At 73.3% G+C, this 11,213-nt stretch carries 10 protein-coding genes; 3 read left to right on the forward strand and 7 right to left on the reverse strand.

Translation table 11 applies throughout. The features are described from left to right. Positions 1–5: 5 nt before the first annotated feature. From AC07AW_RS02055 to AC07AW_RS02065, 3 genes are all read right to left on the reverse strand, one after another. Complete coding sequence (locus AC07AW_RS02055) at positions 6–1,022, reverse strand: AAA family ATPase (RefSeq protein ID WP_478813596.1); 1,017 nt, start codon at positions 1,020–1,022, stop codon at positions 6–8. A 421-nt stretch (positions 1,023–1,443) separates the two neighbouring features. Beyond that, positions 1,444–3,477, reverse strand: coding sequence for a VMAP-C domain-containing protein (locus AC07AW_RS02060; protein WP_478813597.1), 2,034 nt, complete (start codon positions 3,475–3,477; stop codon positions 1,444–1,446). Next, entirely contained in the window at positions 3,474–4,013 is a 540-nt protein-coding gene (locus AC07AW_RS02065; protein ID WP_478813598.1) for a CU044_2847 family protein, read from the reverse strand. Before AC07AW_RS02065 ends, AC07AW_RS02060 begins: the two co-directional genes overlap by 4 nt. A gap of 99 nt (positions 4,014–4,112) precedes the next feature. Between AC07AW_RS02065 and AC07AW_RS02070 the strand changes: the two genes are divergently transcribed. Next, on the forward strand, positions 4,113–4,298 hold the full coding sequence (locus AC07AW_RS02070) for a DUF6104 family protein (protein WP_024761804.1): 186 nt from the start codon (positions 4,113–4,115) through the stop codon (positions 4,296–4,298). Positions 4,299–4,319: 21 nt separating this feature from the next. Here AC07AW_RS02070 and AC07AW_RS02075 read toward each other — a convergent pair whose 3' ends face one another. Continuing rightward, a complete protein-coding gene (locus AC07AW_RS02075; protein ID WP_478813599.1) occupies positions 4,320–5,135 on the reverse strand; it encodes a hypothetical protein in 816 nt (271 codons plus the stop codon). 150 nt (positions 5,136–5,285) lie between these two features. Here AC07AW_RS02075 and AC07AW_RS02080 point away from each other — a divergent pair, with 150 nt between their 5' ends. Beyond that, positions 5,286–6,161: a DUF4097 family beta strand repeat-containing protein gene (locus AC07AW_RS02080; protein ID WP_478813600.1), complete on the forward strand. Its 876-nt coding sequence runs from the start codon at positions 5,286–5,288 to the stop codon at positions 6,159–6,161. Position 6,162: 1 nt separating this feature from the next. Then, complete coding sequence (locus tag AC07AW_RS02085; RefSeq protein WP_478813601.1) at positions 6,163–7,092, forward strand: PadR family transcriptional regulator; 930 nt, start codon at positions 6,163–6,165, stop codon at positions 7,090–7,092. Between the two features lie 231 nt (positions 7,093–7,323). Here the strand turns inward: AC07AW_RS02085 and AC07AW_RS02090 are convergent, their stop codons facing one another. From AC07AW_RS02090 to AC07AW_RS02100, 3 genes are all read right to left on the reverse strand, one after another. Beyond that, complete coding sequence (locus tag AC07AW_RS02090; protein WP_478813602.1) at positions 7,324–8,688, reverse strand: cellulase family glycosylhydrolase; 1,365 nt, start codon at positions 8,686–8,688, stop codon at positions 7,324–7,326. Positions 8,689–8,781: 93 nt separating this feature from the next. After that, complete coding sequence (locus AC07AW_RS02095; RefSeq protein WP_351183971.1) at positions 8,782–9,747, reverse strand: zinc-binding dehydrogenase; 966 nt, start codon at positions 9,745–9,747, stop codon at positions 8,782–8,784. 190 nt (positions 9,748–9,937) lie between these two features. After that, entirely contained in the window at positions 9,938–11,149 is a 1,212-nt protein-coding gene (locus AC07AW_RS02100) for an NAD(P)-dependent malic enzyme (protein WP_478813603.1), read from the reverse strand. Positions 11,150–11,213: the final 64 nt, after the last annotated feature.

Here is an 11,213-nt window from a genome sequence, read left to right on the forward strand (position 1 = left end):
GGTCATCACCTCGGCTGATCGAGCGGCTGCATGAGCATGTCCGCGATGCGTTCCCTGGTCACCCGCTCGGCGCGGGAGGCGTGCTGGGTGAGGTAGAGCGCGTTGAGCAGCTGGTCGGTGGCGATGACCTCGCCGGGCTCGCGGTTCAGGAAGCGCTGGACGAGGCCCTGTTCGCCGTCGCCCGCGGCGGCGTCGGTGCCGAGGTGGGCCTCGATCATGGCGCCGAGCTGCTCCTCGCCGGGCGGTTCGAGCTCCAGGCGGATGCAGCGGCGCAACAGGGCGGCGGGGAAGTCCCGTTCGCCGTTGGAGGTGAGCACGATGAAGGGGAAGGTGGTGCAGCGGACCCGGCCGCCCTGCACCGGGACCTTGCGGCCGTCGTCGCTGAGCACCTCGACGACGGGTTCCCGGTCGGCGAGCCGCTCCAGCTCCGGGATGGCGAACTCGCCTTCCTCCAGGGCGTTCAGGAGGTCGTTGGGCAGGTCGAGGTCGCTCTTGTCGAGCTCGTCGATGAGCAGGACGCGGGGCTGCTCGGAGGGGAGCAGGGCGGTGCCGAGCGGTCCGAGCCGGATGTACGAGCCGATGCCGGCCGGGGCCGCGGCGGCGGAGCCGGGCGCACCGGTCTGGGCGCGTTCCAGCTGGACGTCCTGGAGGCGGCCGATGGCGTCGTACCGGTAGAGGCCGTCCTGGAGGGTGGAGCGGCTGACGATCGGCCAGCGCAGCACCCGGCCGAGGCGCAGTTCGTGGGCGACGGCGTGCGCGAGGGTGGACTTGCCGGTGCCGGGGTTGCCGGTGACGAGGAGTGGACGCCGCAGGTACAGCGCGGCGTTGACGGCGTCGGTCTCGGCGGGCCGGGGGTGGTGGTTCTGGACGAGTCTGCGTTTGACGCCGAGGCGCCGGTCGGAGCCGGCCAGGGTGTCGTCGGCGCCGCCCGTCGAGAAGTCGCGCCAGGGCGGCGGGGCGGGCAGGCGCCGTATCTCGTCGTGCGGATGCCCGGCCCCACGGTAGATCCGCCAATCGTTCACGATGGACTCCTCCTGGCTGTGGTGTGCTGGCCGGGCTTCCTGAACGTACCGCCCGGGGGCCGCCCCTGCCGACCCCCAAACCGGTCGTCCCGGACGGGACCGGAAGACACCCGACTCGCGGGCGACAGCGGGCCGGACGGGTCCGGGGGCGGGGCGGACAGGTCCGGGGACGGGGCGGCGCTCGCGGCGCGCGAGACTCGCGAGGCCGAGCCGGTCGGGCCCTGGGGCCGGGCCGGACGCGAGACGCGCGGGGCGCGCGGGGGCGGGCCGGACGGGCTCTGGGTCGGATCCGGGCTCGCGGCGCGCGGGACAGGGCCGGACGGGTCCCGGGTCGGATCCGGACGCGAGGCACGTGAGGCGCCCGAGGCCGGCCCGGACAGGCCCTGGCACCCGGCCCGGCGCGAGGCGCGCGGGGGCGCCGTCACGGGTCCTCCTCGCCGAGCAGCGGCGGAGCCTCCAGGCGGCCGCCGTGCGGCGGGCGGTCGGGCGGGTCGTACAGGACGGCGATGGTCTCGGCCCAGGCGAGGTCGGCCCGCTCCGGCGCCAGGGTGCGCAGCGAGCGGACGGGCTTGCCGAGCCCGTGGGCCGTGCGCGCCTCCGCGAGCAGCCCTTCCGCGCGCGCGTGGAAGTCCGCGCAGTCGGTGTGGTCGTGGGCGCCGGTCCGCCAGAGGGCCAGCGGGTGGCCGGCGGTGAGGGCCGCGTTCATCGCCATGAGCCCGTCGCCGCTGCCCACCGGGCCGCAGTAGACGGGAACGGTGCCGCCCTCGGCCTCGCGGAGCCGGTCGTACGTCTCCGCCCAGATCTCCCGGCGCACGCGCGGGGTGTGGGCGTCCGGGCCCGCGCCGGGCACCTCGGCGCGCAACGGGACGGCACGCAACGGCCCTCGCTCCCCCGCCTCCCAGCGCTCCCGCCACTCGGGCGACGCGTCCTTGCCGTGGCGCCGGGCGTCCCTGATGACCACGATGCGGCGCTGCCCCAGGGTGATGGACCCCCACGCCTCGTCGGGGCCCTGCGGGGGTTCGAGCCGCCAGGTGTCGAGCGGCTCGTCGAAGAGCTCGCGTGGCAGCACGGCCTCCACGGAGGCCAGGTGCGGCCCGTTGTCGCCGAGCCGGAGGGCCTCGGCGAGCGGGCCGCGCAGGGTCTCCTTGAGCTGGGCCCGCTCGACGCCGCGGTCGTCGCCGTGGAGCGGGGTGACCATGTGCCCGTCGCGGAGCAGCTTCACGCGCCACGGGTAACGCCGGCCCCAGCGGGGCGTGTCGATCTCCAGGAGCACGTCCGCGCGTGCCCGGCGCTCGCGGACGGAGGCGTTGGGCGCCGATCGGCCGACGCCGATCAGGTCGTCGATCTCGCGGCGGAGGAACGGGCCCGCGTCGGCGGCCCGGTCGATGATCCAGCCGCGGAAGGCGGCCTCGTCGCCCAGGCCGCCGGGGCGCCCGGAGACCCGCCGGACGACATGGGCCGCGTACAGGAGCACGGCGTCGAGGCCGGGGTCGCCCGGATCGCTGCGGTCGGGCGCGCGCAGCCCGTACAGCAGGGCGGCGCCCTCGCTCCACGTGCGCGGGTCGTCCTCGAACGCGTCCGGTGTCGTGGTGTTCCTGATCCAGGCCTTGACCTGGTCGACCAGGTCCATGATCTCGCCGGCGTTGATCGGCGGGGGTAACGCGGCGAGCTGTCCCCGCAGCCGGGTGCGCAGTCTCGGGCTCAACCGGTGCGGGCCGTCGAGCCGTTCCTGCGCGCGCGTCCAGTCGGATCCGTCGTCCAGCGACTGGAGGTAGTGGTCGAGGTGATGACGGTCGTGCTCACGCAGCGCCTCGGCCCAGAACTCGCCCCCGGGGGCGTCGTGCAGGCGGCGCAGCGCGGTGAGGGGGACGAGGGCGCCCTGGTCGGACCAGCGTCCCTTGTTGAAGCCGATCACGGCGCCCGTGGCGTCGTCGACGACGGGGCCGCCGGAGCAGCCCTCGACGGGCAGCACCCCCTCCGTCACGAGGGCCCGGGCGTCGACGCCGGTCAGCCTGCCGTGGACCTGGCGGATGCCCAGCTCCCCGGTCTCCCGGGACCAGCCGTGCAGGCCGACCTCGGTGGTCCGGGCCGGTGGCAGCTCGGCGAGCTGGACGCAGGAGGCCTTGCCGGTGCCGGGCACGCGCACGAGCGCGACGTCGGGGAAACCCCAGGGTTCGGGGCGCTCGTCGGGGTCCTCGGGCCGGGGCAGGGCGAGCACCACCGTGCCGATGGACCGGCGCGTGGTCCTGCCGTCCTGCCAGGTGATGCCGACGGCCGGCTCTTTCCTCCACACCTCGCCACCCCCCTCGGCCACGACATGGGCGCACGTCAGTACCCAGCCGGGGGCGATGAAGAAGCCGGTGCCCCAGAACTGGTCGCCGTGCGGGTCATACCCGCCGTCGGGAGCGCCGATGCGTACGAGTGCGGGGCGCACGAGAGCGTCGAAGGCGCTCATGCGGTGCCATCGGCCGCCGGGCGCCGCTGCGGGACGATGCCCGGCCGTTGTTCCGCGGCCTCCGGCGCGACGGATCCGGGTTCGGACACCGCTGCGGGCTCGGCGGATCCGGGCGCGGACACCGCCGTGGGCTCGGCGGATCCGGGCGCGGACACGGCCGCGGGCTCGGCGGATCCGGGTGAAGCCTCCGCGGGCGGCTCGGCCGCCGGACCCGGTTCGGTCCAGGTGAGGGAGACGTTCACGGAGGCCTTGCCGGCGCCGTCCGCGAGGACGCCGATCACCTTGCCGGACTGCGCCGACAGTTCGATGCCGAAGCTGACGGCGACCTCCACCGGCCCCTGCGGGTCGAGCCCCGCGCGCAGGGAGCCGACGACCCCGCGCACCACGTCCGTGAGCCCGCCGGCCATCGAGACCACCCGGTCCCTGACCCCGGTGTCCCGGAAGCCGCCGCCCTTGCCGAGCTCCTCCGCGTCGCTGACCCGCGCCCAGACGGGCGTGCCGTCGTCCAGTCGAATCCGAGCGATCCCGTGTGCCACAGCGGCCCCCGCTCCCCGAAGCGATGTTGGATCCAGAAGGCTAATCGGTGGGACTGACGGGCGACAGGGGACGTGAGGGGTACGGCCTATCCTGATCGCATGTACTTCACCGACCGTGGCATCGAGGAACTGGAGAAGCGGCGCGGCGAGGAGGAGGTCACCTTCGAGTGGCTCGCCGAGCAGCTGCGGACCTTCGTCGACCTCAACCCCGACTTCGAGGTGCCCGTCGAGCGCCTCGCGACCTGGCTGGCCCGTCTGGACGACGACGAGGACGACGACGAGTAGGAATCTCCTCCGGCTGCGGGGTCACCGCTCCCGCAGCCGGTCGTAGGCGAGCCCGAGCGCGCCGTGCGCGACGAGCAGCGCCCCGGCCGTCGCCCAGCCGCCACTGCGCCGCCCGACGCCCCAGATCAGCAGCGGCACCCCGGCGAGGAGCTGCGCCCCGCCCAGGACGCGCGCCTTGGGGCCGCGCAGGTACGGGCCGAGGGGGCCGCCCTCCACCACGTCCAGCTCCGCGCGCACGGCGTCCCTCCAGCCCGCCCCTTCGAGCTGCTCGGCGCCCTGGGCGAGGGCCACGGAGCGGAGCCGGTCGACGTTCTCGCCCGGGACGATCCCGGTGGGCAGGGTGAGTCCGGCGCGCGCGAGGACCGCGACGACGCCGAGGAGCCGGGTGTGGGCGTCGGCGTCCGGGTCGGGCTCGGTGAGCGGTTCGAGCGCCTGCACGTCCAGGACCGGATCGAGGGCGAGCCGGGCGGCGAAGGTGCGCATGGCCTCGCCCTCGCCGACGGGGGTGCCGTCCGCGAGCCAGGTGTAGCCGACCGTACGGCGGAAGCCGGCGGCGAGCGTGAGACCGGCCCGGTCGCGGTCCCACCAGAGCGCGACGACGGGCCAGGCGGCGGCCGAGACGGCGAGGGCGGTGGCCCAGCCGGTGACGACCTGTTCGACGGCCTCCCCGCCGTGCAGCCAGGGCTTCCCCTCCGGTACGAGCACGCTCCATTCGGCGCCCGCGGGGGCGAGGAGCAGCTGTTCCCGTAGGAGTTGGGCCGGCGGCCGGACCGCCGGGGGCTCGGCGCGGCAGAGCAGCAGGGCTCCGACGGGATGCGGTCCGGATGTCGCGTTCATGGGCCCTACGCTAGGCCAATTTGTCCGCGTACGAGGCGTATTGCCCCTCCCCTGTCAGGGATGAATCAGGGTTGACTTCACCTGACCGCGATATATCGTGTCTATCGAGATACGCGATATGTTGCGTTGCCGATACGGGAGGTCAGCACCATGACAGAGTGGTCCGTCACCGAGCCGACGAAGCTGGCTCCGGCCGACCCCGTGACGCTTCTGCAGGTCCGCATCGTCAACGGCGCGGTGAACGTGGTGGGGACGGACGAGAGTTCCGCCCGGGTGGAGATCTCCGAGATCGACGGTCCTCCGCTGATCGTGACGCAGGACGGCTCCACGCTGACCGTGACCTACGAGGACCTGCACTGGAAGAGCATCCTCAAGTGGTTCGAGCGCAGGGAGTACCGGCGCCGGGCCGTGGTCTCCGTCGCCGTCCCCGCGGGCGTCGACGTCGAGGTGGGCGTGGTCGGCGCCGAGGCGGTCGTCACGGGGATCAGAGGGCGTACGGAGGTGCGCGGCGTCACGGGCGACACCACCCTCCTCGGGCTCTCCGGCCCGGTGCGCGCCGAGAGCGTCTCGGGCAGTCTGGAGGCCCAGTCGGTCACCGGCGCGCTGCGCGTCAACTCCGTGACCGGCGACGTGACGGTGATCGAGGGCGCGGGCTCCTCCGTGAAGGCCGACACGGTCAGCGGCGACATGGTCATCGACCTCGACCCGGCCCGGCTCGACGGCCCGCCCGCCGACATCCGGCTCACCAGCGTCTCCGGCGAGGTCGCCATCCGGCTCCCGCACCCGGCCGACGCCCGGGTCGAGGCGAGCACCACGAGCGGCGCCGTGTCGAACGCCTTCGAGGACCTGCGGGTGGGAGGCCAGTGGGGCGCCAAGTCCATCACCGGCACGCTCGGTTCGGGCCGGGGCACGCTCAAGGCGACGACCGTCTCCGGCTCCATCGCCCTGCTCCGCCGCCCCGAGCCCCAGGACGACGGCGAAGCCACCCCCTCGTCCGCTCCCTCCTCGACCGGAAAGGTGCTCTGACATGCCGCCCGTCTTCGCCCACGGACGCCTCCGCCTGTACCTCCTCAAGCTGCTCGACGAGGCCCCGCGCCACGGGTACGAGGTGATCAGGCTCCTGGAGGAGCGCTTCCAGGGGCTGTACGCACCCTCGGCGGGCACGGTCTACCCGCGCCTCGCCAAGCTGGAGGCCGAGGGCCTCGTCACCCACGCCAGCGAGGGCGGCCGCAAGGTCTACTCGATCACCGACGCCGGCCGCGCCGAGCTGGCCGGGCGCGACGCCGAACTGGACGACCTGGAGCGGGAGATCCGCGAGTCGGTCTCGGAGCTGGCGGCGGAGATCCGCGACGACGTGCGCGGGGCGGCCGGCCGGGTCCGCAGCGAGATGCGCGCGGCCGCGGGAGAGAGCCGCACGGTGGAGCCTCCCTCGTTCGCCGAGGCCAAGGAGGAGATGCGCCGGTTCAAGCAGGAGTGGAAGCAGCAGGCCCGCGAGGCCCGCGAGGAGGCCAGGTCGGCGCGGCGCCAGGCGAAGGAGTTCCAGCGGATCGCCCAGCAGGTGCAGGAGGAGGTCCAGGACCGGTTCTCGCGGGGCGACTGGCCCAAGGGGGTCTGGGAGGGGATCTCGGGCATCACGGCCCAGCTCGGCGACCTGGTGGCGGGCACGACCCACCCGAAGGCCGCCTCGCAGGAGCCGCCGTTCGCGAAGGCCTCATCTGACGAGACCCCCGCCGAGGAGGCCCCCGCCGAGGAAGCGCCGGAGTGGGCGCGGGACACGGTGGGCACGGGAGACCCGGCCCGCGACCTCGACCGGCTCCTCGACCGCTTCCGCGACGAGATCCGCGACGCGGCCCGCGACCACGGGGTGACCCAGGACCAGCTGAAGGAGACCCGCAGCCACTTGTCGACGGCGGCCCTCCGCATCAAGACCCTGCTGAACCCGGAGAGAAAGCCCTGACGGACGGGGTCCGGGCCGGACTGAGCCGGACCGAGCCGGACCGAGCCGGGCCGAGCCGGGCCGAGCCGGGCCGAGCCGAGCCGAGCCGAGCCAGGCCAGGCCGGGCCCTGACCGAGCCGGCCCGGTCGCGCGTCACCACGTCACCGCGTCACCACGTCACCGCCTCACCGCCTCACCGCCTCACCGCCTCACCGCGTCACCAGTCGAGCGCCCAACCCCACACGGGGCCCGTCAGCCCCGTGTCGCCGTGACCGTCACCCGGGCGTTCGGGGTCGCGAGGATCCAGGCGCGGGTGCGGTCCTTTCGCAGGACCACTGCGCCGCCGCGGGCCGTCACCCGCCAGTCGCCGGGCGGCAGGGAGAGCTCGGTGAGGCGGGAGCCGCGCCGGCCGGCCGCGTCGTACGACAGGCGGTAGACCCCGGCCCCCGGGTCGTACGACGCGGAGCGGACCGTGCCGGCGACCGCCTCCGCGTACGGCTCGGCGGTCAGCTCCTTGTTCGTACGGAAGGCCCCGGCGGCGTCCACCGCGCAGTAGCCGCCGCCGTAGCACCACTCCCAGCCGGTCCAGCCGGAGCTGTAGCGGCCGAGGGAGGCCATGGCATCGCGGTAGAAGCGGTTCATGTTCGGAAGGGAGTTGTTGAGGGGTCCCCACTCCCCCACGACCACGGGCACCTTGTACTCCTTGGGGTACTGCGTGACCGCCGCCTCGTAGTTCTCGATCCAGCCGGTCGCCGGGTCGTAGTCGCCGCCCGCCTCCATGACGCCGTTGTAGAAGTGCGGGGCGTAGACGATCTTCGGGTCGTCGATCCGGCCGAGCCCCGTCGGCACGCCCTCGCCCACGATGGGGGTCGGTTCGACGAAGACCCAGTTGTCGTCGTCGACCGCGCGGATCGCGTCCGCGATCCGGTTGTACATGGGGGTGAGCTGCTCCCGTTCGATGCGGCGGGCCGCCGTCGCCAGGTCCTCGCCCTCGCGGAGCTCGCCCATCGGCTCGTTGATGGGGTCGTAGCCGAACACGGCCGGGTGGTCCTCGAAGCGGTCGGCGAGCACCCGCCACATGCGGGCCTGGGCGCGCTGCAGGTCCTCGTCCTCGTACAGGTGGGTGAAGGCGCGCTGGACGGCGGGCTCGAAGTACTCGGAGAACCAGTCGTCGGGGTGCGGGGTGAAGGGCAGCCCGTCGGTCCTGGTCGCCCACGCCGGGATGCCCCGGCTGCCGAACGCGGGCCCGAACACGTCCTGGTGGGCGTCGAGGAGGACCTTCACGTCGTACTTCCGGGCCCAGTCCAGGACCCGTTCGATCTTGCGGAGGTAGTCCTCGCTGTAATGGCCGGGCGTGGGCTCCAGGTCGTCCCAGAAGACAAGCAGCCGGGCGAAGTTGTAGCCCTTGGCGCGCATGTCGCGGAAGTGCTTCTCGGTGATCGCGGAGAGGGCCTGCTCGCCCCGGTGGGACTTGTCCGCGAGGTTCCAGCCGCGCAGCTGGAGGGTGCGCCCCTTCGCGTCAGTGAGGACCGGTATCGCATCACCCGTCTCGGCGTGGGCGGCGGTCGGGGCGAGGAGTGCGGCGACAACGGCGGTCGCGGCAAGGGTGGTGCGCAACAAGGGAGACCTCCGGCACGACAAGGTGAGAGATATTCATGTTTCGCGTGCCGGAGATCTCATCAGGTCAACCGACCTGGTTCAAGAGGTTGGTCAGGAGGTCTTCAGAACGATCTTTCCGAAGAGCTCGCCGGAGGCCATCTTCTGGAAGCCCTCCCGGGCCCGGTCCAGCGGCAGGACCTCGTCGATCACCGGCCGCAGGCCCGTCGCCGCGCAGAACGACAGCAGGTCCTCCAGCTCGTCCTTGGAGCCCATCGTGGAGCCGACGACCTTCAGCTCCAGGAAGAAGATCCGGGTCAGCTCCGCGTGCGAGGGCCGGTCGCCGCTCGTGGCGCCCGAGATGACGAGCGTGCCGCCGGGCCGCAGCGACTTGACCGAGTGCGACCAGGTGGCGGCGCCGACGGTCTCGATGACGGCGTCCACCCGCTGCGGGAGCCGCGCCCCCGGCTCGTACGCCTCGACGGCGCCGAGCTCGACGGCCCGCTTGCGCTTGGCCTCGTCGCGGCTGGTGGCGAAGACCCGCAGGCCGGCCGCCTTACCGAGGGCGATCGCGGCGGTGGCGACGCCGCCGCCCGCGCCCTGCACGAGTACGGAGTCCCCGGGCCGCACGCCGGCGTTGGTGAAGAGCATGCGGTACGCGGTGAGCCAGGCGGTGGGGAGGCAGGCGGCCTCCTCGAAGGACAGCTCCTTCGGCTTGGGCAGCACGTTCCAGGAGGGGACGCTCACGCGCTCGGCGAAGGTGCCCTGGTAGCGCTCGGTGAGGATGGAGCGGGGCTCGTTCGGCCCCACGCCATGACCCGTCTGGCCGATGACGGAGTGCAGGACGACCTCGTTGCCGTCCTCGTCGATGCCGGCGGCGTCGCAGCCGAGGATCATCGGCAGCTTCTCCTCGGGCAGACCGACCCCGCGCAGCGACCACAGGTCGTGGTGATTGAGCGAGGCGGCCTTGACGGTGACGGTGGTCCAGCCGGGACGCGCCTCGGGCTCGGGGCGTTCGCCCAATTCGAGGCCGTTCAGGGGCTGGTCGCGGTCGATTCGGGCAGCGTAGGCAGCGAACATGGCCCCGACCCTAGGGGCCCGCGGGTGCGTGACGGAACCGCACCTGGCTGTGACGCACACCCCACCCGTACAGCAGATCCGTCCGCCCCACCCGTACGCCCCACCCGTACGCCCCATGCCCCCTTACGCCGAAGGGCCCCGTCCGGTCCTTTCGGACAGGAGCAGGGCCCTTCGGCGTACCTGGAGCGCGTCAGCGGCGCGCGACGCCCTCGGCGCGGGCGGCGGCGGCGACCGCGGCCGCGACGGCCGGGGCGACCCGCTCGTCGAACGGCGACGGGATCACGCAGTCGGCGGCGAGCTGGTCACCGACGACGTCGGCGATGGCGTTGGCCGCGGCGATCTTCATGCCCTCGGTGATCCGGGAGGCCCGGACCTGGAGCGCGCCGGCGAAGATGCCGGGGAACGCGAGGACGTTGTTGATCTGGTTCGGGTAGTCCGAACGACCGGTCGCCACGACGGCCGCGTACTTGTGCGCGACGTCGGGGTGGACCTCGGGGTTCGGGTTGGCCATGGCGAACACGAAGGCGTTCGGGGCCATGGAGGCGACGGCCGCCTCGGGGACCGTACCGCCGGAGACGCCGATGAAGACGTCCGCGCCGGCCAGGGCGCTCTCCAGGGAGCCGCTGAGGCCCGCCTTGTTGGTGAGCTCGGCGATCTCGCGCTTGACGTCCGTGAGGTCCTCGCGGTCGCGGCTGACGATGCCCTTGCGGTCGGCGACGGCGACGTCGCCGAGGCCGGCCTCCAGGAGGAACTTGGCGATGGCCACACCGGCCGCGCCGGCGCCGGAGATGACACCGCGCAGGTCGCCGAGGGTCCGGCCGGTCAGCTTCGCCGCGTTGCGCAGGGCCGCGAGGGTGACGATGGCGGTGCCGTGCTGGTCGTCGTGGAAGACCGGGATGTCGAGGCGCTCCTGGAGCTTGCGCTCGATCTCGAAGCACCGCGGGGCCGAGATGTCCTCCAGGTTCACTCCGCCGAAGGACGGGGCGAGGCGGACGACGGTCTCGACGATCTCGTCGGTGTCGGTGGTGGCGAGGGCGATCGGGACCGCGTCCACGCCGCCGAACTGCTTGAAGAGGATCGCCTTCCCCTCCATGACCGGGAGGGAGGCCTCCGGGCCGATGTCACCGAGGCCGAGCACCGCGGTGCCGTCGGTCACGACGGCCACGACCTGGGACTTCCAGGTGTAGTCGTTGACCAGCTCGGGCTGCTCGGCGATCGCGGTGCACACCTTGGCGACGCCGGGCGTGTACGCGAGGGACAGGTCGTCCTTGTTCCGGACGGGGACGGTGGCCTGCACGGCCATCTTGCCGCCCCGGTGAAGGGCGAAGACAGGATCGAAGGGCTCCTCGGGAGCCCCTTCCGTACCACTGTCATTGCGAGGATTGACGATCTCCGCTGCCATTGGGATGACCCCTTAAGTCTGCTTCATTTGAGGGTTGGCCGCTCCTGGTGTGGAGCGGTGGGCG

The organism is Streptomyces sp. NPDC044003 (assembly GCF_056435185.1).